This is a genomic window from Nodosilinea nodulosa PCC 7104 (assembly GCF_000309385.1).
Lineage (GTDB): Bacteria > Cyanobacteriota > Cyanobacteriia > Phormidesmidales > Phormidesmidaceae > Nodosilinea > Nodosilinea nodulosa.
In genome coordinates this window covers 1,491,554-1,514,882 of record NZ_JH976537.1, presented here as the reverse complement: position 1 = coordinate 1,514,882, position 23,329 = coordinate 1,491,554, and the positions used below count along the sequence as shown (strand labels likewise).

Here is a 23,329-nt window from a genome sequence, read left to right as displayed (position 1 = left end):
AATGCACTATTTAGAGGGGTTCTAGGTGCTGTAGGTCAAAATCTAGTAAAGCCAAGCTTGCCGCTGGGGACAATCGAAATGTCCCCAGACCCCCTCGACCAGGGCCGTGCCGCCGCCCTGGACCCAACGGAAGGATCAACTGGAAAATTGCTAAATTTGGAGGGTTGATCGGTCGCAGTCTGTTGGCTATCTGTTGAGATAAACAGCCAAACTCTCACTTTCGTAAGCTGTAGGGTGCATTCGCGAAGCAATGCACCACTCAAAATGTTCTCAGCACTCACATTCACTCTGCTCACCCTCCTTCGCTTTGAATCAGCTTGCCGTACAGCCCCCCCTCGGCCCAGAGGCTTTCGTGGGTGCCGCGCTGCACGACCTTGCCCTGCTCAAACACCAAAATTTCGTCGCAGTCGCGGATGGTGCTGAGGCGGTGGGCGACAATCACGCAGGTGCAGCCCCGCCGCCGCAGGTTTTGATCGATGATTTGCTCGGTTTCGGTATCCAGGGCGCTGGTGGCTTCGTCCAAGATCAAAATCGAGGGGTTTCCCACCAGGGCGCGGGCGATCTCCAGGCGCTGGCGCTGACCGCCGCTGAGGTTGGCGGCCCCCTCTAGCAGCGAGGCGCTATAGCCGTAGGGCAGCGCCAGAATGGCCGCTTCAATGGCGGCATCCTGGGCGGCGCGGCGCAGGTCTACCTCCGGAATGGTGGTGTCCCACAGGGTGAGGTTGTCGCGAATCGAGCCTTCGAAGATCAAAATATCCTGTTCCACCACGGCGATGGAGTTGGTCAACACCGCGCGGGAAATCTGACGGCGGGGCCTGCCGTCGAACAAAATTTCCCCCGATCGCGGCTCGTACAGCCCGGCAATTACCTTCGCCACCGTCGATTTGCCCGACCCGCTGCCCCCCACTAGAGCGACCCGCTGCCCCGGCTGAATCGACAGACTCAGCCCGTCGATCAGCGGCGGTTCGAGGGGATGGTAGCCGAAGGCGACATCGTGGAGGGTGATGGAGCCGGTGAGGCGGTGGGTGGGTGGGTGAAGGGGTGAATGGGTGGGTGGGTGAGGGGGTGAGGACGATGGGAGAGTAAGAGAATTTTGAATTTTGAATTTTGAATTTTGAATTTCTTCGTTTTCTAAAAGCTGCGGGTCCACAGCATTCCCTAGCACATCATCCAATCTTGTCAAATTCCCCTGCAACGTCTGCAACGTGCTGGCGAAGCGCACCAGGTTGTTGACCGGGCGCTGAAAACTGACCATGAGTAGCTGAAAGGCCACCAGCATGCCGATGCTGAGGCTGCCGTTGATCACGCGCCAGCCGCCGAACACCAGCAGGGCCAGGCTGGCCAGGGCCGAGAGCAAGCTGGGCAGAATGCCGAGGGTTTGGTTGGTGAGGCCGAGGTCCTGCTGGGCGTTGATCGACTTGGCGTAGTACCCGGCCCAGCGGGCAAAAAAGTCGGATTCTAGCCCGGAGGCTTTGAGGGTTTCCATGGTTTGCAGGCCCGCGATCGCCACCCCCGCCGCTTTGCCCGTCTCCTGGGCCAGGCGCAGGTTGGCGTTCACCCGCTCGCGGGCAATCCACTGCAAGGTGACGACGTTGACGATCGCAAAGCCGACCACGATCGCCGTCAGCAGCAGGTCGTACTGGGCCATGGCCGCAGCGTAGAACAGCACCAGCACCAGGCTGATCAAGGTGCTGGTGAGGCGGCCCGAGAGCACGCTGGCCACCTCGTCGTTGAGGCGAATGCGGCTGGCAATTTCCCCGGCAAAGCGCTGGGCGTAGAAGCCCACGGGCAGGCGCAGCACGTGCCACACAAAGCGGCTGGTGGTGCCGACGGCCAGCTTGATTTGCAGCGATCGCAGGTACCTGAGCTGGAGCGCCGTCAGCCAGCCCTGCACCACCGCCGTCAGCGCCAGCCCCACCAGCAGGTAGGGCAGCCAGTCAGACCGCCCCGCCAGCAGCACCGAATCGACAAAGATGCGGCTGAGGGCGGGCAGCACCAGGGCGGGCAGCACCAGAAACAGCCCCGCCAGCAGGGCCAGCAGCAAAATGCCCCAGGAGCGGTGCAGCCGCTGCCAGAGCGATCGCGTCACGCTTGGCTTTTGCCCGCCCTGCTGGAACTCTGGCCCCGGCGCAAAGGTGAGGGCAATGCCGGTGTAGCCCTCGTCAAACTCGGCGGGGCTAATCCGGCGGGGGCCGGTGGCCGGGTCGTTGAGGTAAATCCAGCGCGCATCCTGGCCCTCGACCACCAGAAAGTGGTTAAAGTGCCAGAACACAATAAACGGCGGCTCCAGCTCCAGCGCCCGCTCCAGGCTTTTTTTAAAGCCCTTGGCCTCCATGCCGTAGCTGCGGGCGGCCTTGAGCAGGCTGGCCGCTGTCACCCCGTCCCGCGACACGCCGCAGGCCTGGCGCAGTTCCGCCAGGGGAATGATCTTGCCGTGGTAGCCCAGCACCTTGCCCAGGGCCGCCGCCCCACATTCCACCGCCTCCATTTGCAGCACGGTGGGGGTTTTGACCCGCTTGAAGCGCGGTTTGGTGGAAGGAATCAGGAAAACCATTACCGATCTAAAAACGGCAGGACAAACACAATGGGCGGCTTTTGGGCCAGGGTGATGCGCCCCTCCACCGCCACCCCCGGCGCGATCGTGTTGGGGGGCATGGCCTGGGCCATCGGGGTCAGGTGGGCCAGCACCTCAAAGCCGCCCGCGTAGGGGTCTTTTCCCTGGCGGGCCTGGCTCAGGGTGAGGGCACCGGAGTCGACAATCTCCGTGACCTCGGCGGGCACCCCCGGCGCGTTATACGAGACCAGGGTTTCGGGCATTAGCACCACCGGCATGCCCGCCCGCAGCTGCCCCCGGTAGCGGTTGTCAAAAATCAGCAGGGCCACCAGCTGCGGCGAGTTGTCGTCCTGCACCAGCAGCCCCTTGCCGGTGGTGGTGATGGGCACACGCCCAACGATGCTCCAGAGCAGACCCAGACCCAGCAGCAGGCCGAGGGTGCCCAGGGGTAGCCAGGTCTTGAGGGTGACCAGCTTCATCAGCTCATCCAGCCGCTCGGGCGACGACAGCCGCTCCAGCGATTCCTGGCGAAATAGGCTTTCTCGCTCAGCCATGGCCGTTTACCCCCAGCTGGGCCAGCATCCAGTTAAACTTTTTGGCCCCCTCGGAGACCTGGTGCAGGTCGTCCATGTCGAGCTCTTCGTCGTCCATGGCGGCGGGCTTCCCCGGCTCTAGCAGGCGCATGCCCATGGCCTGCAGCTGGGCCATAATCTGCATGGCAATGACGCGGTAAAACCGGGAGGCAAAGCTGTCATCCACCTGGAGCTTGGTGGCCAGGGTCTGGCGGGGCACGGCGAAGATCAGGCATTCACTCTGCGATCGCACCGTCACCGGCAGGGGCCGAAAGTCTAAAAACGAGATAATCCCCGGCATGCTGCCCTGGGTCAGGGTGGCAAAGGCGGGCTGGCCCGGGGTGCTGGCCTCAAGCCCCAAAAAGCACAGGGCCAGGGGGTTAAAGGTGTCCTGGGGAGCCGATAGCCCCATCTGCCCGTCCAGCAAAATGTAGAGCGACTCCACCGGACGCGCCGCCTGGAGCAGCACCCGATCGGCGGGGATGGTTTCGATCTGGCCAAAGGCGGTGAGCCAGTCGATGTCGCTGTCGCGCAGCTCGCCAAATACCGTCAGCACGTCGCTGCCAGCGCCGTCGCCCCAAAACCGCACTCGACCGGGATGCTCGAACAGGCGGCGCAGGCGATCGGCCAGCATGAGCGCGATCGCGTGGTAGAAATGGGCCGCAAAGGCAATATCTTCCGCCAGCTTGGCCTGGATCTGGGCGATCGGCAGCGACAAAATTTGCGTTGACTTCAGCGCCTTCACCGCCGTCACGTTGGGCGCATCGAGCAGCGGGCTAAAGCCTACCAGTTCCCCCTGCCCCAGCTCGTCAATCAGCAGGGCGTCGTCAACGGCCCCCTGGGCGGCGGCAAAGCTCTCCCCCAGACTGCCCTCAATGACCAGAACCACGCGATCGGGAACGGTGTAAGGGTGCAATACCCCGTGGCCTGCCCCCAGGGTCTGACGTTCACCGCAGGAAATCATCCAGTCTAGATCGGCATTACTGAGCACTCGCAGCAGTGTGTCTGTCATCGGCCCAATGGATGCAACAAACTCATCCTAGAGGGGCTTTACATAGAAAGCATTACTTTACATAAGTAAAAGATTTTATCCGGCAGCTTGAGCCTTCGTCAGCGTCTTTTTGATGTCGAGGCTACATTTCTTTAATGGCTAGAGCCGACTATTTTGCTGATAAGTGGATGTCCGTAACTAGATCCCTGAAAGAGCAAAAATATCTCCGCTGAAAGTCTCAGAAAACAAGATTAATAGCGTCAATTAAGGTCGCTTTAATTTGTCTCTCAGCCAGCGTTAAGAATTGGCTTAGGGTCAAGCGCCGATTTTTTCAGGCAGACAAATCTTGGTGGCGAGTTTTAGGATGAGTAGGCAATCCAAACAGGAGGATTTCCAAATGATTGAAGATACCGCAAAAACCGCCGCCGAAGACGAATCTCTATCCGATGACCAGCTGGAAGAAGTTGCTGGCGGCGTAGATTTTGATCAGCTACGCCAGGAGAATCTGGATAAAGATGCATCCCGTCTAGATGAGATTCGTCGCGAAAATCTGGACAAAGACTAAATTAATTTTCTTCCTAGGATTTTTCGCAGATTAGCCCTGGGGCAGAACGATTAATCCTCAAAAGCCTTTGCTCAATTGAGCAAAGGCTTTTATTGCAGTTTACAGGTGCAGCCCTGGGGAATCCCTAATGATTATGGCTGTGGCGCTGAGGCTGGGCGAGTCTGCGAGCTCCCGAGCGGTTTGAGTCAGCTATTTAGAGGATGTTTGAAAAGTCCTATTTTTTGTAGCAAAAGTGGAGATTCCCCTAAATCCCCCTTAAAAAAGGGGACTTCTACCCCCCTTTTTAAGGGGGGCAGGGGGGATCAGCATGTGGCTAAAGCTACAGCAGATCACTTTTCAAACGCCATCTTAGGCTTGTTCGGCGTTTAGTTTTCAGGGTTGACGTAAAAGAGCTGCGGCTCTGACATATCAGAGCACACCACATAAAACTCCCGCCCCTGCTTAGAGATTTTGGCTTTTTCACCGTTGGCACAGGTTACTTTAATCGGTGTATTGCCGCCGCAGTCAGCACATTTAAAGTAGTAGCCGTACTTGCCGTAGGTAATGGCTAAGCGGCTGCCGCCGCAGCCGCGACAGGTGGCCCCAGAGACCGTTGGAGCAGTTTGAGCTGCGGCTGGTTGAGGCCGAGGCGAGGGAATTGGGCTGGGCTGGGGTTTGATCGCAGCAGTGGCACCTCTGGTGGCCACGGGTACGGTCTGGGGCCGGGGTGAGGGGGTTGGATAGGACTGCGGCTTGGCTACGGGAGACGTTGCTCTCTTTGGCTGGGGAGGATGGCGAGTTTCCCTGCTGCTGGGCAGAATTTTTGCAGAGATAGGGGAACTGATTGGCTGGGGCTGAGGGGTATGCCGTTGCAGCAAAAACTCCACCAGCTTTGTCATGGTTTTGTCGCTCCATTCAGCCCCAGCATCTTTTAAGTTGAGAGAGAATAAACTACTCGCCCGGCGGTATGCCGCGTTCATCTCCTGAATTCGACGCGTGATCTGATCGGCTTTGAGGACTTGCTTGGTGGCGAAGCCAGAGGGGCGCTGAATGACGCCAGTGTCGGAGATGGCCACCAGTCCATCAAAGGGCACCGAGGTAAATGTAAATTGAAACGCTAACAATTTGCGGTAGAAGTCATCAACGTGGTCATTCAGCAAAGCCCTGAGCAACTCAGCCTGGCGATCGACTTGCAGCAGGGGTGACGGCATACCTTTCCAATCAGGCGCCACCTGGCGCGACCACTCTCCCTCGGTATTGACGCGGATTTTTGTGGTGACGCTTTTGCTCTCGATCAGAACGAAGCCGTGGTTGCTGATCAGCAGGTGATCAATTTGGGCAATCTCTCCCTGCCGCTCTACCCGCAGGCCGTTTAGCACCTTGATTGTGGGGTCGTCTCCAAACGCGCGACGGAGGTAAAATGCCATCTGTTCTTCGGCTTTGCGCCCCGCCTGCATCTGCTTACTGGCGTTGGGGGGAAGGGCATCCAGCTCTTTAACAATCATGACTCGTAAATGTTGGGAGTTGAGCCTTCCTACAGTTCCCAGTTTTTAGGCCCCAGTCCCGGCGCTGGCAAGAACGCAGCTAACCGTAGTCGGGCTTAGCTGCCCTACCACCGCCAAGATTTAGCTGCCGACTGCGGAGGGATGGGCCGTCGGCAGCTGCCCTCTAGCCAGCTTCGCCGATTAAAATAGCCACTGGAAAAGTCGCCAGCAGGGTTGATAGGGGGATGTCGTCTTCAGCGATCGCGGCTTCTCCCGTGATCCAATTCGTCCAGCTTTGCCCATGGCCAGGCAGCGTCAGGGTGGTATCTGCCCAGGCTTTGCCAATCGGGTAGTCGCCAGCCTCAATGCGGCTGGTCAGAAAGCGGGGGGCGATCGCCACCACCCACTGGTTTTTCCACTGCCGCGCAAAGGCCACAACGCTCTCCTCGGCTTCTCCCCGCGCAAACAGCGGCTGGTAGTCGCCCTGCTCAAACAGGTCGGGGTAGGCCCGCCGCGCCGTCAGGCCGCAGTGGGTCACCCACAGCTTAATGCGTCCGTCGCGGCGGTACTCCAGCAGGTTTTGCAGCAGGCCAGCGCGATCGCCCTCGGCCCACTGCTGGAGTTCGTGCAGCCAGTGGCGGCGCAGGTTGTAGTCGACGGGGCGGCGGTTGTCGGGGTCCACCAGGCTAAAGTCCCACAGTTCTTGGCCCTGGTAGAGGTCGGGCACCCCCGGCAGCATCAGCTTGAGCACCACCTGGGCCAGGGAGTTGTAGATGCCGTAGTCGGCAATGCGCTGCTGAAACGGACGAAACGCCTTGAGAAACGCATTGTTTTCACCAGGGTCTAGAATGGCGCGGGTAAAGGCCACAAACCCGTCCTCGTAGTCGGCGTCGGGGCGCAGCCAGGCGGTGTGCACCTTGGCCTCGCGAACGGCTTTGACCACGTAGTCGGCGATGCGATCGCCAAAGCCGGGCAGCTCATCGTCGTTGAAGGGAAACGTCCCCACCAGGGTTTGGTAGAGAAAATACTCGTCGTTGGCGTCGGGCACCACCTGGTCATGCACTACGGTTTTGTGGCTGCCGTTGAGGCTGCGCCAGGTATTCACGGCGGACTCCCACTCGGAGGGCAGTTCAGACAGCACGTTGAGGCGCGCCCGCACGTCTTCGCTGCGCTTGGTGTCGTGGGTGGAGGTGGCGCTGATGGCGTGGGGCCACTGCTGCTGGCGCTGCTGCTGCCGCTGGTGAAACTGCCTGACGGAAAGGCCAAACTGCCCCGGCGACCCACCCACCTCGTTCAGGCTGATAAAGCGGTTGTAGCTGTAGAACAGCGTGTCTTCCAAGCCCTTGGCCATCAGCGGGCCGGTAAACTGCTGCAGGCGCATCACAAAGTGGAGCCACTGGGCTTTTTCTTCGTTGGGAAGAGAGCCTTCATAGTTCAGGGAGAGAAATTTTTCGATTAAATTTAGCTCGTTGACCAGCTGGGGAATGTGCCTGCGGGCGACTTCGATCGCCTCTTTTACGTAGGCCAAATCGCGCTGGGAAATGCCCGCTTTGTTGGCGTAGGTACAGTAGATGGGAAAGGCAATTAAGACTTCCTCAATGGCGGTACGCAGGCCGTACAGGGTGAGGTCTCGACCGTAGCGATACTGCTGGCAGACCCGCTTTAAAAAGCGGGCCAGATTGTTGATGTCGCCCACCAGGTTGGTGTCGGCAATCAGGCGTTTTTTAGCGTTGACCAGTTCGGCGTAGGGGGTAGTTTCACCGGTCAGCTGCTGGTAGATGCGGGTGAACTGATCCTGATTGTCCTGCTGGCAAAAAATGCCGTTTAGCTGAACCAGCGTCTCGTAGCCAGAGGTGCCCTGAATTGGCCATGCTGCAGGCAGCGTTTCCTCTGCTTCGAGAATTTTTTCGACCACAATGTAGGTGTCGCCCAGCTGATTGCGCAGCCGATCTAAATAGCGGGTGGGGTCGTACAGGCCGTCGATGTGGTCGATTCTAACTCCGCTAAACTGGCCACCTTTCACCATCTGAATAATCAGATCGTGGGTTTGGTGAAACACCCGCTCGTTGTCGACCTTGAGGCAAATTAGCTCGTTGACGGTGAAAAACCGGCGATAGTTTAGCTCCTCTGCCCCCACCTTCCAGTAGGAGAGCCGATAAAACTGCTCGGACAGCAGCTCATCTAGCAGATCAAAACTCTTGGGTTCGTCGGGGGTGCCGTTGAAGATAATCAGATTTTGATCGATAAATTCGCGCACCTCGTCGCTGTCCTGGTACACGTCCCACAGCAGCCCTTTGGCAAACTGGGCCTGTTCACAATAGGCCCGCCCCTTGAGGTCGACAATGGCATTTTTGACCAGGTAAAGAATGCCAGAAATTTTGACAAAGGTGCGATCGCTGCGGTCTAAATACTGCGCCAGCCGCCCCGACTGGTAGCTCAAAAATCGCCCGTAGGACTCAATGCGCACCGGAAATTTGAGGCCGAAGTAGTTGACGCTTAGCCCCGACTCGTCGTAGCTGAGCTGAATTTCGCCCCGCTCCAGGCAGCGATCGTAAAAATCCCCCAGCATGGGCGCCAGTACCTTATCGCCCATCTCCTCGGGGCCTTCCCACTCAATGTCAAAAAAGTTGAAATACTCCGAGTCGGGGCCGTACTCCATGACATTCATGAGGTAGCGATTTTGACCGTCGTAGGCCATGTGGTTGGGCACAATGTCCTGGAGCCAGCCCATGCCGTGGTTGTGCACGGTTTCAATTAGCGGCTGAAACGCTTCTGGGCCGCCGAGTTCGGGGTTGAGTTGGGTGGGGTCAACCACATCGTAGCCGTGGGTACTGCCCTTGCGCGCCTTAAAAATGGGCGATGCGTACAGGTCTGAAATTCCTAAGTTTTTGAGATAGTCGACAATGCCCTGGGCCGCAGCAAACCCAAACTCTGGATTGAACTGAAGGCGATAGGTGGCAGCGGGAATACGCATGGCGAGTTCCAAAAAAAGAGGAGTTTAAGTAACCAGACATTGGGCTGACGTTGACCAGCGCAACTACGCAATCCAGTACAGGGAAAAGCTGAGGGGGGCAAGCTCTAAGGACTGCGCCTCAGTGATTTTTTTAGTTAGAGAAGAGCCTGGGCCATCCCACTCGGCGGCGGCAGAATCTAGCTTTAATACCCAGGGATGGGCAGGGGTTTCGATGTCGATATTGGCCTTAGCCTGTTTAAAGTTCATCAGACACAGCAGCGCCCCCTCGGCCATCGCCCGCTGATAGACAATCACCTGTTTTTCTTCATCGCTGGTCATTTCTATATCTTTAGAGTAAGAGGGCGCGCCGAGTTTGAGCTGCCGCCGCAGTTCTAGCAGCCGCCGGTAGAAGCTCAGCAGGGTTTTGTGCTGCCCTTCCTGGCGCAGTGCCCAGTTCAGCTTAGCCGCCTCAAAGGTGGCAATCTCGTGGGCGGGGGCGGGTTCGCCAAATCCGTGGGCGGCTCTAAATTCGCGCTTGCGGCCCTCATAGACCGCTTCGACTAGGCCAGAGTCGCCGTGGTCAATAAAGTAGTTAAAGGGCGCTTCTTCGCCATATTCTTCGCCCATAAACAGCAGGGGAATGTAGGGGGAGGTGATCAAAACGGCGGCGGTCAGCTTGAGGGCTTCAAAGGGCACAATTTTGGAGAGGCGATCGCTGCCCTTGGCATTGCCAATTTGGTCGTGGTTTTGGGCGCACACAACAAACTGTTGCGAGGGCAGATCGGTGGCCGAGTTGCCGTGCCGCCGCCGCCGAAAGGGCGAATATTTGCCGCTGTAGACAAAGCGATCGCGGATGGCCGTCGCCAGCGCCTCGCTGCTGCCAAAATCTTCGTAGTAGCCGTAGCGCTCCCCCGTGATCAGGGTGTGCAGGGCGTGGTGAAAGTCGTCGCTCCACTGGGCAGTCAGGCCATAGCCGCCCTGCTCGGCGGGGCGAATGATGCGGCTGTCGTTGAGGTCGCTTTCGGCGACGAGGTAGAGGGGCTTGCCCAATTGGCCTGCCAGCGCGTCTACCGCCTCCTGCATCTCCGCCAGCACATGCTTGGCGCTGAAGTCGTAAATGGCGTGAATGGCGTCGAGCCGCAGCCCGTCGATGTGAAAGTCGCGCAGCCAGTAGAGGGCATTTTCGATGCAGTACTGACGCACGCCGTCGCACCAGGCATCGTCAAAGTTGATGGCGTTGCCCCAGGGGGTGTTGTAGTTGTCGGTGGTGTAGGGGCCAAAACTGCCGGTGTAGTTGCCCTCCGGCCCAAAGTGGTTGTAGACCACATCTAAAATTACTGCCAGACCCTGCTGGTGGCAGGCGTCGACTAGGCGCTGTAGCCCCTCCAGGCCGCCGTAGGAGTTTTGGGTGGCGTAGGGAAACACGCCGTCGTAGCCCCAGTTGCGCTCGCCCGGAAACTGCCCCACCGGCAAAATTTCAATCGCGGTTATGCCCAGGGCTTTGAGATCGGCCAGCTGGGCGATCGCGGCCTCAAAGGTGCCCTCGGGGGTAAAGGTGCCGATGTGCAGTTCGTAGATAACGTAGTCGGTCCAGGGAATATTTTTCCAGGCCCGATCGCCCCACTCATAGCTGTGTAGATTGACCACCGCCGAGGGGCCATGTACCCCCTCAGGCTGATAGAAAGACGCCGGATCGGGCCAGAGATCTTCTGACTGATTGATACTGTATAAATACTGCGTGCCTTCAGTTACGTTTTCGACCGTAGCTGACCAGTAGCCATCTTTACTTTTCTGCATCGGCAGCGCTGCTTTTTTAGGCGATTGCAGCCGCAGCTCAACGGAGTCTATCTCGGGACCCCAAAGTGTAAATCGACACCGACCATCGGCCTGGAGAATGGCCCCAATTTTAGGGTCTGTAATCATAGGAAATAGTCGTTAGCCAGCACAATAAATCTCGACGCTTAGACTCAAGCATCACGCTCGATAACTCTAGCAGGGCCGAGCTAATTTCCAATCTCCTTTTAGATAGATCCGCCGCTGCGCTGAAGTCGACTCCAGCCCCATGGTGAGCACCCTTAAAAAAGGCTAAATTACCTCAGAACCCCTGCCTTGTTTTGCCGTATTTTGACCGTGCTCGACTCGCTGCTCCATGCCCCCACCGCCTGGCTCGACGGAGCGCCGATCGCCGCCGCCCAGCGGCCCGCCGCCGGGGCCGACTACCACTACTGGGGCTACTGCCCTCGCACGGGGGCGGCCTACACGCTGCCCCGCAGCGCCCTGGCCAGGGCCGTGGCCCAGGGGCTCATGGCCCAGCTCGCCGGGGAGACTCTGGCCGAGGGCAAAATGTTTGGCGTGCTGCTGGTGCAGACCCCGACGGGCAAGCTGGCGGTGCTGAGGGCATTTTCGGGGCTGTGGCAGGGGCCGTCAGCCGGCTGGGTGCCGCCGCTACCGGGGCGACCGCAGGTGGCGCTGCAAGAGGCCCGCACCCTCGACCAGCTGCGGACCATCAAAGACCGCCTGCTGGTGCTGGAGCGCTTGCCAGAACAGGACACCTATGCCCGCTGGCAGCAGCAGCAGCAGGCAGATCGCCACATTCTGAACCAGCGGCACCGCGATCGCAAACAAGCCCGCGACCTTCAGCGCCAAACCCTGACCGACACGCTAACAGGCGAACCTCTTGCAGAAGCCCTCGCCGCCCTGAGACAGCAGAGCCGGGGCGACAAGGCCGAGCGGCGGCGGTTCAAGCGGCAGTGGCGCGATCGCCTCGCCCCCCTAGAGGCCGCCCTCCAGAGCGCCGATGCCGAAATCACCGCCCTCAGGCAGCAGCGCCGCGACCTCTCGCGCCAGCTCCAGGCCGACATGCACGCCGCCTATACCCTGACCAACTTTGCCGGAGAATCGCTCCCCATCCAGGCCCTGGCGCGGGGAGGAAACCTGCCCACGGGCACGGGCGACTGCTGCGCCCCCAAGCTGCTGCACACCGCCGCCCAGTACGGTCTGGAACCCCTGGCCATGGCCGAGTTCTGGTGGGGACCAGCCCAGGGCGATAGACGGGCGGGCGAATTTTACGGTGCCTGCGCTGATCGCTGCCAGCCAATCATGGGCTTTCTGCTCTCTGGGCTGTCGGCCCAGGTGTTGCAAACGGCAACCATCCCCGCAGGGGCGCACCCTGCTGCGCCCCTGCACCCATGCCAAGGGCTTGAGATTACCGTTCTATACCAGGACCCCTGGCTGATTGCGGTGGAGAAACCGGCGGGGCTGCTGTCGGTGCCGGGGCGCTACCGCGATCGCGCCGACAGCGCCCTCTCCCGCCTGCGCCTGACGCTGCCCGAGGGGGCCTTTCTGCAACCCGTCCACCGCCTCGACCAGGACACCTCTGGGCTGCTGCTGCTGGCCCTCGATGCCGACACCCACCGCCAGCTCAGCCAGCAGTTTGCCCAGCGCCAGGTGGCCAAAACCTACCAGGCGATCGTGGTGGGCCAGGTTGCCAAATCATCGGGAATCATCGACCTGCCGCTGTGGGGCGACCCGACCCAGCGACCCCGCCAGCAGGTGAACTGGCCGCAGGGCAAACCCAGCCAAACCAGGTTTGAGGTGCTGCACCGCGAGGGCGACTTCACCCGCATCGCCTTCTACCCGCTCACCGGGCGCACCCACCAGCTCCGCGTCCACGCCGCCCATCCCCAGGGACTGAATGCGCCGATCGCAGGCGATCGCCTCTACGGCCACAGCGAACCGGGGCAGCGCCTGCACCTCCACGCCCAATCGCTGCAATTTACCCATCCCCACAGCCAGGCCGCAATTCTCATAAACTCCGCCGTACCGTTTTAGCTGAGAATGCCTTTAGAGAGCAGCTTCTACAGTGGTAGGCACTGCCCACCCTACTTCTAGATGCCAGGTACACTTGTCTCCAACCAGTCGACTGGCAAAGCATAGGTTTAAACCGATGATCAGCCAATCCTTTCCGTGAGGTCAAGGACGACGGAACGTCCTTGTTGACGGGGGTCTGGGGCCAGCAAAATGGCCCCAGCGACAGATCTGGCTTTGACCCCCATTTTGCGCTACAACAGCCGATGCTCTTACCCAAGCACCACCCAACAACTCCGTCACCCCAGCGCCCGATCGCGCTGGCTGTAGCGCAACACATCGCCCGCATCGGGGCGAATGATCAGGCCGCTTTCGGGGATGTCGATCGCGTGGCTCCAGTTCACCCGCTCCAGGTAGCCCAGCAGGTGCAGGCGATCGATGGCGTGCTGGGTGTCGTCGGGGGAGCCAACCAGATAGTGTCGCAGGCGACGGTGGCGCACCACCGCGATCGGGTTTTTGAGCAGCAGAGCCTGGGCCGCCTCGACTGCCGGGGGCGAGCAAAACGATTGAGTTTGCAGCATTTCAAGCTTCCTTAACGAGGGTTATTTCGTCGGGGCGCAATGCTTGCGCCCAATGCAACGTCTGTAGCTACGGGTGCACGGGCAGCAAAAACTGGCCCCCGCGATCGCAGATGGCGAAAGAACATGATCGGTAACGGTAGAATAGGGCACGACAGCAGGAACCCCGCAAACCTCCGTCAATGGGGAATTTAGGCTTCTCTGCTAATCGCCAACTAGACACATTGTCTAGACAGTTAGTCTATTTGTCAACCTGTCTAGACAATGTGTCTTGTTTCTCTCACGGATGGCAAGGCAACTTACGGCTGACATGGAAGAATCGCCACTGAAGAAATTGCGGGAAGAGATGGGCATGTCTCAAGAAGACTTTGCCCGCAGAATCGGCACCTCAGCCCGCACCATTAGCCGTTGGGAGACTGGCGATAGCGTGCCATCGTTCACCATTGCTCAAATGAAGGCTCTGGATGCGCTATTGCTAGAGCACGGTAAGGCATTAAAGGACTTGCCCGATAGCTTTGCATCGGGTTGAACGGGGCGATCGCAGCTTACTCCACGCGTAGGGTGCATTCCCGGCCCACAAATCCGCGCAAAGCCTCACAGATTCTGCCTTTGGGCCGCAATGCACCACTCACTGTATCGAGCATCTCGCTTGACGTAAGCGGTGCGTTACGGCCAGGGCAAAGCGCACCGCACCCTCGCCGAGTTGGCCTAGGGCCGGGAACGCACCCTACGCCTAATCAAGCTTTCGGAGGGTTTGATGGACTAAAACCTTTATCTTTGGGACGCCTTGACAGGGCTGGCGGTACCCAATCTACGGGCTGCTTTTAGGACGTTTTGGCCAAAAAACTCGGCGTTTGAGGTAAATAACTTGGCGCTTCGAGAAAAGTGCTCGGCATTTGGGGTAAATAACTCGGTGCTTCGAGAAAAGTGCTCGGCGTTCCGAGAAAATTACTCGGCATTTGGAGTAGATTGCTCGGCGCTCCGAGAAAATTATTCGACGTTTCGAGAAAATTACTCGGCGTTTCGAGAAAATTACTCGGCGTTTCGAGAAAATTACTCGGCACGCCGAGCAGATTTCTCGAAACCTGGAGCAAACCGCTCGGAATCTCGCCCTCTGGGGCTGAAGACTGAGGTTAAGATTGACCAAACCGCTCCGTCACCGCCGCTGCCGCTAGCCCTGCCACCGATGCCCAGCATTTTTATCTCCTACCGCATCAGCGACAGCGCCGACATTACCGGGCGCATCTACGACCATTTGGAGCAGCGCTTTGGGGCGGGGGAAGTGTTTCGCGATGCCCTGTCCATCCGTGGGGGCAACGACTACCGAGACGACATTCACCAAGCCCTGAACGCCTGCCGGGTGCTGGTGGTGGTGATTGGCCCCGGATGGCTGAACGCAGTGGATGCTGAGGGCAACCGCCGCCTGCACCAGCCCGACGACTGGGTGCGGCGCGAAATCGAAACGGCCCTGGGCCGTGACATTCCCATCCTGCCGCTGCTGGTGAACAATGCCCCCCACCCCGCCGCCGAGGACTTGCCCGACAGTCTGAAACCCCTGGCCTACCGCCAAAACCTGCCGATCCGCTCGGCCCTCGAATTTCAGGACGATATGGATCGCCTGATCGAGCGGCTGGGAGAGTTGGTTCCGGCGACTCGCGCCCTGGTGGCCGTGCCCCACAACCTGCCCCGCAGCGGCGCGGTAGAGTTTGTGGGCCGCGAAACTGATCTCGCCAACCTGCACACCCAACTCCATCAGTCGGATCGCGTGGCCATTACTGCCCTGCGTGGCATGGGGGGCATTGGCAAAACCGAGCTGGCTCTGCAATATGCCTTGTACCACCGCGACCAGGGCACCTACCCTGGCGGCATCTGCTGGCTGCAAGCCAGAGATCAAGATGTTGCCAGCCAGATTGTCCGGTTTGCAAAAACCGTTGAGATGTCAACCCCCGAGGGTGAGTTGGCTGACCAGGTGGCCTACGTGTGGGCACAATGGCCCCTAGCGCCATCCGCAATGTTGGTCGTTTACGACGATGTGGCCGACTTTGCCACTATCCAGCCCTACTTGCCACCTCAGACAGAGCAATTTCGAGTATTGCTCACTACGCGACAGCGCTTCTCGGGCATAGACAGCCTTGAGATTGATGTGCTCAACCGAGACGCAGCTCTTGATTTGTTGCGCTCTATTGTTGGGTCAAACCGCATTGATGCTCAATTGGTCGATGCTACCGCCCTATGTGCTCGGCTAGGATATTTGCCCCTAGCGCTGGAACTGGTAGGCCGCTACCTGGAGCTAGATGAAGACTTAAGCATTTTAGAGGTGCAGGCCGAGCTAGATGAAATGCGTACCTATGCCTATGCCCTGCTAAAAGACGAGTCTGCGGCTAATAGGACCGCTAATCTAGGGGTAGCCGAAGCCTTTGAACTCAGTCTGCGACGGCTAGACGAAGCTAGCCAAACCCTCGCCACTCTGCTGTGTCTGTTTGCCGTAACACCTATTGCCTGGGAGTGGGTGCAGGCCTGTTTATCTGATGTGCCAACGCCCGCCCTACGGCAGCAGCGCAATAAGCTGCTGCAAAACAGTTTACTACAGCGTGTTGGTGCAGAAACCTATCAGATGCATCCGCTGATTCAAGAATTCTTACGGGTGCGATTTGCCAACCTAGACAGCACTGCACCGCTGCAACACGCCTTTTGCACTGCCATTGCCCAGGCTGCTAACCAAATTGGTCAAACCCAAACTCAGGATGAAATCTTACGGCTCACACCGCTGATTCCCCACATTGAAGAAGCCGCAACGACCTGGCAGCAGTTTTTGCCTGGTGAGAATGGCATCAACCCTGCTAACGGAGTTGGGATGTTTTATTACAGCCAGGGAGCCTTTCGCGAGGCCGGGTCGTGGTTTGAACTGGCCTTGCAAAACGGGCGCGATCGTCTCGGCGAGGCCCATCCCGCTGTCGCCACCAGCCTGAACAATCTCGCGGCATTATACGAATTGCAGGGGCGCTACAGCGAGGCCGAACCGCTCTACCAAGAGGCGCTGGCGCTGAAGAAACAGCTGCTCGGCGAGGCCCATCCCGCTGTCGCCACCAGCCTGAACAATCTCGCGGCATTATACGAATTGCAGGGGCGCTACAGCGAGGCGGAACCGCTCTTGCAAGAGGCGCTGGCGCTGAGGAAACAGCTGCTCGGCGAGGCCCATCCCGATGTGGCAATAAGCTATGGCAATTTAGCAGGAATTTATGAAGCAACAGGTCAGTATGAGAAAGCAGAACCATTAAGGAAGCAGGCACTTCAAATACATAGAGAACAACTTGGAGATGATCATCCGTATGTTGCCACTGGGTTGAACAATCTCGCGGGATTATATCGATCGCAGGGGCGCTACAGCGAGGCGGAACCGCTCTACCAAGAGGCGCTGGCGCTGATGAAACAGCTGCTCGGCGAGGCCCATCCCTCTGTCGCCACCAGCCTGAACAATCTTGCGGTGTTGTATGCAAATCAGGGGTTATACCACCAGGCTGAGCCACTTCTAGTGCAGGCGCTAGAGCTTCGGGTAAGGCTGCTGGGGCCAGGGCACCCCGACACACAGTCTGCCCAACAGGGCCTGGAAATTTTGAGAAGTTGGATGACATCGTAACGCCAGAAACCGGGTTTCTTTGCCTGTCGCCCCATACCTCCGCCTCACCCCAGAAACCCGGTTTCTCTCCCATCGCAACATCCCATCCACCCGTAGGGTGCTGTCGCGGCCTCACCATCTCCCGCCACCCATAGCCTACTCCTGGCTGGCCGCACCGCACCGCCCACCCATTCCTTAGCCCAGTCCGCGTGTTTGCAAATCACTGCGGGCCACATCGTACAAAGCCTTCGCCTGCTCCATCGCCCGCTGGGCATCCTCCCAGATCGGGTCATCCTCATCGGTGGGGTAACGGGCCTCCACTGCCCACTCCGTCAGTTCCGCCAAATCAATGGGGCAGCCGCTGAGCGCCCAGTTCTCTGGCACCAGGTTTCGCAACTCATCCAGATCATGCCGAAAGGGAAACTTGATTTGCTCAAAGATCAGCACCGCCTTCAAACTCTTCTCGGCGGCCTGCTGCGATAGAAAACAAACGTGCCTGGGTTCCCCAGCTAGCTGACTTAACATGACCTCAGCAGCCTTCAAAATCTTCTGCGGCGTAGCGTAGCCATCTAGCGGCCTCAAGGTGATGCTCAGGCTTGCTCATAGAGCACCTTGCCCTCGGTGATAGCCTGATGCAATACCGTGCCAACGATATAACCCCGACGAGCAATCTCCTCTGGCGTGGCGACGATAATATCTTTACCCATCGGCAAATCGGCCAAACACCGACGCATCGCCACGGCGGCTTGGCGCTTGCTAGCCACTTGGGGCATCACCACCAGCAAATCAATATCGCTCTCTAGCGTCGCCCTGCCCGTGGCTTGTGAGCCAAATAAAATAATTTTAAGCGGCTGAAACTGTTGCACAAGCCGCGCCGCGATCGTGTCTAAAGCAGCCTGAACATCAGTCTTCATGGGTATTTCATCCAAATAGCTCCAGGCGATCGCTCATAACCCAACATCAGCCTTGATCGTTTCCCACGTCACCGTTCCTTCTGTGGCAACGGTTGCCAACGATGCACGGGCCGCTTGGATATCGGCGGCATCCTCCGTCTGCTTGGCTTGAAGAAATTAAAGAAAATCGAGCACCTCAACCCCAGAAACCGGGTTTCTTTCTCCGCCGCCGCATCCCATCCACCCGTAGGGTGCTGTCGCGGCCCCACCATCCCCGCCACCCATAGCCCTCTCCCAGCTAGCCGCACCGCACCGCCCACCTACTCGAAGTCTAGAAGTCGAAATAAATATACGGCAGCGTCTCCGCCGGGGCCAGCAGCCAGGCCAGCAGGCTAAACAAGGGCACCAGCAGCAGCTTTACCGGCCAGCTCAGCTCTAGCTTTAGCCCCCGCTTAACCAGGTACGACAGGCCCATTAGCCCTACTACGCCCCACAGCAGCAGCAGCAGCTGGCTAAAGCTAAACCCCAGCGATTCTAGGTAGACCAGCTGGCCAAACTGCGCATCGGCGGGGGTGCCCCACAGGCGTTGCAGGGCCAGGGTAAACTGCTTTGGCTCGGGCAGCCGAAAGAACAGCCAGCTAAAAAACACCAGCCCCTGGGTGAGCAGCCAGCCCAGCCCCGTACCCGGCAGGGTGGCCCAAAAGGCCTTCAGCCGGGGCAGCATTTTCCCCAGTGCTACGGTGAGGCGGTGCACCACCAGTCCCGCCCCGTGCAGGCCGCCCCAGACCAAAAAGCCCCAGTTGTTGCCGTGCCAGATGCCCGCAATCACCATCACAATCATCAGGTTGAGGCAGGTGCGCACCAGCCCCCGCCGCGACCCCCCCAAAGGGAAGTACAGGTAGTTGCGCAGCCAGTCGCCCAGGGTGATGTGCCAGCGCCGCCAAAAGTCGGCCAGGCTGGTAGTGAAGTAGGGGGCGTCAAAGTTTTGCGGCAGGGTGATGCCCATCAGCAGGGCGCTGCCCCGGGCGATATTCACGTAGGCGCTAAAGTCGAGGTAGAGCTGCAACCCGTAGGCAAAGGTGGCCAGCCAAATGTCGGCGCTGCCCGCCCGCTCCAGGTTGTCGAAGCTGAGGTTGACCAAAATGGCGATGTGGTCGGCAATCAGCAATTTTTTGATCGCCCCGTAGGCAATCAGCCACAGCCCCTCTACGGCGGTGTTGATGCCCGGCGGCTTTTGCTGCTCCACCTGGTCAATAAACGGGTGAAAGCGAGTGATGGGGCCGGAGATGAGCTTGGGAAAGTACAGCTTGTAGGCGGCAAAGTCAGAGAAGTTGAGCGCCGCCGGAGACCCCCGGTACACATCCACCAGGTAGGCGATGCACTCGAAGACAAAAAAGCTCAGGCCCAGGGGCATGACGATGCGGGTCAGGATGCTGTCGGGGGCGGCATTTAGCTCGATGCCCAGCCACCGCAGCAGCCCTTCGGCGTACTTAAAGCCCACCAGCAGGGCCACATTCAGACCGATGCCCAGCCACAGCAGCTGGGTGCGGCGCTGGTTCCAGCCCCGCTCGGCCAGCTGCCAGCGGGGGTTGGGAATGCGCCAGTCGAGGGGAGTGGCGATCGCATTGCCGATAAAGAATGTCACCATCAGCACCGCTACCATCAGCAGCAGGTACTGCACCTGTAGCGAGGCGTAGAAGATCAGGCTGCTGGCGATCAGCAGCCACAGCCGCGCTTGCAGCGATTCTAGCGCCCAAAAAACGCCGACAACGCTGAACAAAAAGAGGGCATAGACCAGGGAGGGCAGGGTCATGGGCTGGGGGGGGCGACGGGGGCGGCGGGGCGCGGCCAGGAAATCAGCGGGTCTTGTCCCAATTCGCTAGAGACCTGGTAGGCTCCGTAGCGGTTCAGGTGGCTGGGGTCGGAGAAATAGTCGTAGCGCTTGGGCCAAAGCTGGGCAAAGTCGCGGAAGAGAAAGCCGGTCTGGGCGGTGGAGAGGGTGAGCATGTGCTGCAAGAACTTGGTCTCGGCGTCGCGGCGGTAGTCGTCGAGGTATTCGTCGGTGAGGGGGGTGTTGATAAAAACTAGGGGAATGCCCTGGGCCTGGGTGAAGCTGAGCAGGTTGGCAAAGGCCTCGGACTGCTGCCCCTCCAGGCGGAAATCTTCGTAGTCGCCGTCGTAGCGGCCCGAAACCCGGGCAAAGTCTTGGTAGTAGGTGGCGGGGTTAAACTGCACCGAGAGGGCCAAAAAGCCGTCGTAGTCGATGGTGCTGCCCTCGGGCATGGCGGCGTCGAGAGCTTCGTGGCTGGGGTTGCTCGGGCTGGGGGTGGCCGTAACCAGCCGCTGCTGAAACCAGCTCTTGAGCCGATCGCGATCGCCGTACACCGCCGACACGCTGGCCAGCTGGCCGCTCAGCCACTCATCCATGGCGGCGTAGCTGCTGGGCAGCGACCCGGTGGCGGTGGCGGCGGTGGTGTCTCCACTGGCCGCCGAGGTTGTCCCGGCGGCTGAGTCGGAAGCCGATGCGGGGGTGGCGGCGGTCTCAGCCGCCTGCGATCGCCGGTTGACCACCTCTCGGTAGCCGGGGGAGGCCACAATGGCGTTGTAGGTGGCATCCACCCGACCGCTGTTGAAGGCGCGCGCGCCGTCGGCCCAGATGATGAGCCGGGGCAGCTGGTCGGGGGTCAGCACCTGGCGAATCAGCAGGTCGACCACCTGGGCGGTGGCCCCGTTGATGCCGAAGTTGAACACGCTGATGTTGTCGTAGCCGATCGAGGCCAGCTCTTTGCGCAGGGCCACCGGGTCCACCCCCCGCAGGGCGCGGGAGCTGCCCACGATAATCACATCGGGGGGGCCAGACTGCTTCAGGTGCTGGTAGTAGAGGGCCAGCTTTTCGTTCATCTGCTGGCTGTTGAAGGTGGAAAAGGTCGCCTGATCGACCAGGTCATCGACGGCCACCATGGGCTGACTGGGGCTGGCCTGGTCGCCGGGGGTTTCGTCGGTGAAGCCGCCGCTGGACCAGGTGCTGTCTGACTGTCCGCTGGGCCAGTCGAGCTGGGCCAGGTCGTCGGCCAGGGGGTCGGCGGCGGCATTGGCGGTGGGCGACGTTTCGGAAGCCACGGCTTCGGCCCTGGCCTGCTGGGCAGGGGGGCTAATCACCTGGCCCAGCAGCCAGTCGATCTGGAGCGCCACCAGCACTCCTACGGCCCCCCACACCACAGCAATTTTGAGCCCGTCGGCGCGGCCCAGGTTGGCCAGGTTGTCGGTGCTGTCGCTGGGCGGCTCGGGGGAAACGCTGGTCAGCAGCTGCGATCGCAGCAGCAGGCGACGCCCCTGGCTCAGCAGGTCTTGCACCCACTGGCCCAGGGCCATGTCCTCCTCGTCGGGGTCGGCGGCGACCTCGGCGGCGGTCACCGGGCCGTCGGGGCGCACCAGCAGCTCGTTGACGTAGGTGTCGGAGGCGGTGAACTCGGGGGTAGATTCGGGCACCAGGCGGCGGCGCACCAAAAAGTCCTGGCCGTAGCTCCAGGCGGGCTGCGACTGCCCCGATCGCCTGCCGTAGATGCGCACCCCCTCAATGCCCATGGGGCTGAGGTCGTTCAGGTAGCGGGTAATGGGCGGGGCCACCAGGCGGCGGCGGGGAGCCACCGGGCCGTCAACCATCACGTGCAGCAGACCGTCGCGCTGGAGCAGCTGCACCCGCTGCCCGCCGGTAGCGAGGCGATCGTCGAGGCTGGGGTTGAGCAACCGGGTGAGCAAAAACGCGATCGCAGGCAGGTCGCCGGTCTGGCCTAGATACTCGGGGGTGTCGGCCAGGGCGCTGTGCTCGGCGGCGGGCAAATCGAGGTAGTGGACCCAGGCGGGGGTCGCATCGGCCCCCGCCTGACCGTAGATCACGGCCCGGTGAATGCCCTGGGGGGCCAGATCGCGCAGGGGGGTGGCCAGGGCCTCCGTCACGGCCGCTTGAGCCGCCAGCCCCTCGGCCTGCTGGGTGTCGTGGTCGCCGCTCTGGGGCGAGCAGATCAGGTGCAGGGTGCCGTTGGTCAGCTCGGCGGTGACCCCCAGGTGCCAGCTGGCCAGGGCCGCCGACAGCAGCCGCGCGATCGCGGCGGTGTCGCCCCAGCGGCCCCACTCCCGCAGCATTTCCTCCGGCGGGGTGAGGTCGATGCGCAGGCTCCAGTCGGGTCGAGTTTCGCCCCGCACCTGGAGCAGCAGCACCGCGTCTTTGAACTGGGTCAGCTGGAGCTGCCGCAGCCGCTCGGCGGTGGGCCGGGCAATCAGTGAGGGGTCGGGGCTGTAGGTGGCCTCACAGAGAATCCACAGGCGAGAAATGGTGGTGTCACTGCCCGAATCGTCGCTGGCGTCGGTCTCTGAGGCACCGACGGGGGCACTGTCGCCCAGGGCCATGCGCGAAGCGATTCCGACCGGAATTGCCATGCGGTGCAGGTGGGCGGTGCCCGGAATCGCCTTGATGCTCACCCACACGCCCACATCCAGGCTGCTGAGGGTTTCGCTCAGGTACCAGGCGATCGCCTCGGGGTCGCCCTTGCGGGCCAGACTCAGGTTTGAGAGCACGATCGCGCCGCTGCCGCCCTCGCCCAGGGCCAGCTCCGGCTGCCCCTGGGTGTACTGCTCCAGCAGCGATTGGGTCGCCTTCAGGTCGGCTTCGTCCTGGTTTTCTAGCACCAGCTGGGCCAGGTGGCGCTCCAGCCGGTTGAGGTAGATGGGAGCCGTCCAGTCGGGGGTGGGGTTGCCGGTAATGCGGCTGTAGACGTAGAGCTGATACACCTGGGGATAGTGCTGGCGCACCAGCCCGTCGCCGCCTTCGAGCAGCGATCGCACCAGCTTCAGCAGCACCGCCGACTGGTCTAGCGCCGCCGCCGTCTCGCACAGCACGTGGAGAATATTGCCCCTGAGCTTGATGTGCAGCTCGGCCTCGGGCAACCCCATAGCCTGCTTGAGCCAGCCAAGAACACTGGCCGCTGGCGAATTGGTGCTAAGGGTTGGGTGTGATAAGGGCACAGGCATAGGAGGGTCAGGGTAACGGCTAAGCTAAGGCCATGCTCCCGAAGGGTAGATTGCGCTCTGGCTGCGGCACAGTCGGTTTAATTTATACCAACTTCAGCGCCAATCAGCCGACTTATTGGGGGACAATTTCAAAAACTTGGCTAACTCGCCCCATCGATTGCCTAAAAATTCCTCCTAAAACCCCGGCTCTGCCTGGTCGCGCTGAGGCCACTTGTCTACTATGTTAGTGATTAACGGCGTTCCATTGCGTCGTTACAATGGCGTCAATGATAGTGCGCCAATGCTGGCCTGAGGCCGTAATCTCAGCGG

At 60.2% G+C, this 23,329-nt stretch carries 15 protein-coding genes; 4 read left to right on the top strand and 11 right to left on the bottom strand.

All coding sequences use genetic code 11. The features are described 5' to 3' along the window. Positions 1–292: 292 nt before the first annotated feature. Genes LEPTO7104_RS0106795 through LEPTO7104_RS0106785 form a run of 3 tightly spaced genes read right to left on the bottom strand, consistent with a single transcriptional unit; the run spans position 293 to position 4,138 of the window. Complete coding sequence (locus tag LEPTO7104_RS0106795; RefSeq protein WP_017297802.1) at positions 293–2,554, bottom strand: NHLP family bacteriocin export ABC transporter peptidase/permease/ATPase subunit; 2,262 nt, start codon at positions 2,552–2,554, stop codon at positions 293–295. Continuing rightward, positions 2,554–3,108, bottom strand: coding sequence for a hypothetical protein (locus LEPTO7104_RS0106790; protein WP_017297801.1), 555 nt, complete (start codon positions 3,106–3,108; stop codon positions 2,554–2,556). Before LEPTO7104_RS0106790 ends, LEPTO7104_RS0106795 begins: the two co-directional genes overlap by 1 nt. Next, complete coding sequence (locus tag LEPTO7104_RS0106785) at positions 3,101–4,138, bottom strand: cyclic nucleotide-binding domain-containing protein (protein ID WP_017297800.1); 1,038 nt, start codon at positions 4,136–4,138, stop codon at positions 3,101–3,103. Before LEPTO7104_RS0106785 ends, LEPTO7104_RS0106790 begins: the two co-directional genes overlap by 8 nt. 376 nt (positions 4,139–4,514) lie before the next feature. On the opposite strand from LEPTO7104_RS0106785, the gene LEPTO7104_RS41160 reads away from it, so the two are divergent. Beyond that, positions 4,515–4,682 carry a hypothetical protein gene (locus tag LEPTO7104_RS41160; protein WP_017297799.1) on the top strand — a complete coding sequence of 56 codons (168 nt, stop codon included), beginning with the start codon at positions 4,515–4,517 and terminating at the stop codon, positions 4,680–4,682. A 365-nt stretch (positions 4,683–5,047) separates the two neighbouring features. On the opposite strand, the gene LEPTO7104_RS0106775 is transcribed toward LEPTO7104_RS41160, so the two are convergent. The 3 genes from LEPTO7104_RS0106775 to treZ all read right to left on the bottom strand — a co-directional run bounded on the left by LEPTO7104_RS0106775 (position 5,048) and on the right by treZ (position 11,021). Continuing rightward, on the bottom strand, positions 5,048–6,166 hold the full coding sequence (locus tag LEPTO7104_RS0106775) for a nuclease-related domain-containing protein (protein ID WP_017297798.1): 1,119 nt from the start codon (positions 6,164–6,166) through the stop codon (positions 5,048–5,050). Between the two features lie 163 nt (positions 6,167–6,329). Further along, positions 6,330–9,119 carry a malto-oligosyltrehalose synthase gene (treY, locus tag LEPTO7104_RS0106770; RefSeq protein ID WP_017297797.1) on the bottom strand — a complete coding sequence of 930 codons (2,790 nt, stop codon included), beginning with the start codon at positions 9,117–9,119 and terminating at the stop codon, positions 6,330–6,332. Positions 9,120–9,182: 63 nt separating this feature from the next. Further along, the gene (gene treZ / locus LEPTO7104_RS0106765) at positions 9,183–11,021 is read right to left on the bottom strand and encodes a malto-oligosyltrehalose trehalohydrolase (protein WP_017297796.1); all 1,839 of its coding nucleotides are present in this window, start codon (positions 11,019–11,021) and stop codon (positions 9,183–9,185) included. Positions 11,022–11,207: 186 nt separating this feature from the next. Between treZ and LEPTO7104_RS0106760 the strand changes: the two genes are divergently transcribed. Further along, positions 11,208–12,929 carry an RluA family pseudouridine synthase gene (locus LEPTO7104_RS0106760; protein WP_225886938.1) on the top strand — a complete coding sequence of 574 codons (1,722 nt, stop codon included), beginning with the start codon at positions 11,208–11,210 and terminating at the stop codon, positions 12,927–12,929. Positions 12,930–13,204: 275 nt separating this feature from the next. On the opposite strand, the gene LEPTO7104_RS33025 is transcribed toward LEPTO7104_RS0106760, so the two are convergent. After that, positions 13,205–13,486, bottom strand: a complete 282-nt coding sequence (locus tag LEPTO7104_RS33025; protein WP_017297794.1) for a hypothetical protein — start codon at positions 13,484–13,486, stop codon at positions 13,205–13,207. Between the two features lie 283 nt (positions 13,487–13,769). On the opposite strand from LEPTO7104_RS33025, the gene LEPTO7104_RS0106750 reads away from it, so the two are divergent. After that, positions 13,770–14,012 carry a helix-turn-helix domain-containing protein gene (locus LEPTO7104_RS0106750; protein WP_017297793.1) on the top strand — a complete coding sequence of 81 codons (243 nt, stop codon included), beginning with the start codon at positions 13,770–13,772 and terminating at the stop codon, positions 14,010–14,012. Between the two features lie 657 nt (positions 14,013–14,669). After that, entirely contained in the window at positions 14,670–17,120 is a 2,451-nt protein-coding gene (locus tag LEPTO7104_RS33020) for a tetratricopeptide repeat protein (protein ID WP_017297792.1), read from the top strand. Between the two features lie 174 nt (positions 17,121–17,294). Here LEPTO7104_RS33020 and LEPTO7104_RS0106740 read toward each other — a convergent pair whose 3' ends face one another. From LEPTO7104_RS0106740 to LEPTO7104_RS33015, 4 genes are all read right to left on the bottom strand, one after another. Continuing rightward, positions 17,295–17,624, bottom strand: coding sequence for a HEPN domain-containing protein (locus LEPTO7104_RS0106740; protein WP_017297791.1), 330 nt, complete (start codon positions 17,622–17,624; stop codon positions 17,295–17,297). 65 nt (positions 17,625–17,689) lie between these two features. Next, positions 17,690–18,013 (bottom strand): nucleotidyltransferase domain-containing protein, encoded by a 324-nt coding sequence (locus tag LEPTO7104_RS0106735; protein WP_017297790.1) that lies wholly within the window; start codon positions 18,011–18,013, stop codon positions 17,690–17,692. Positions 18,014–18,323: 310 nt separating this feature from the next. Beyond that, positions 18,324–19,805: an MBOAT family O-acyltransferase gene (locus LEPTO7104_RS0106730; RefSeq protein WP_017297789.1), complete on the bottom strand. Its 1,482-nt coding sequence runs from the start codon at positions 19,803–19,805 to the stop codon at positions 18,324–18,326. Next, positions 19,802–23,014: a DUF1574 domain-containing protein gene (locus LEPTO7104_RS33015; protein ID WP_155523545.1), complete on the bottom strand. Its 3,213-nt coding sequence runs from the start codon at positions 23,012–23,014 to the stop codon at positions 19,802–19,804. Before LEPTO7104_RS33015 ends, LEPTO7104_RS0106730 begins: the two co-directional genes overlap by 4 nt. Between the last annotated feature and the right edge of the window lie 315 nt (positions 23,015–23,329).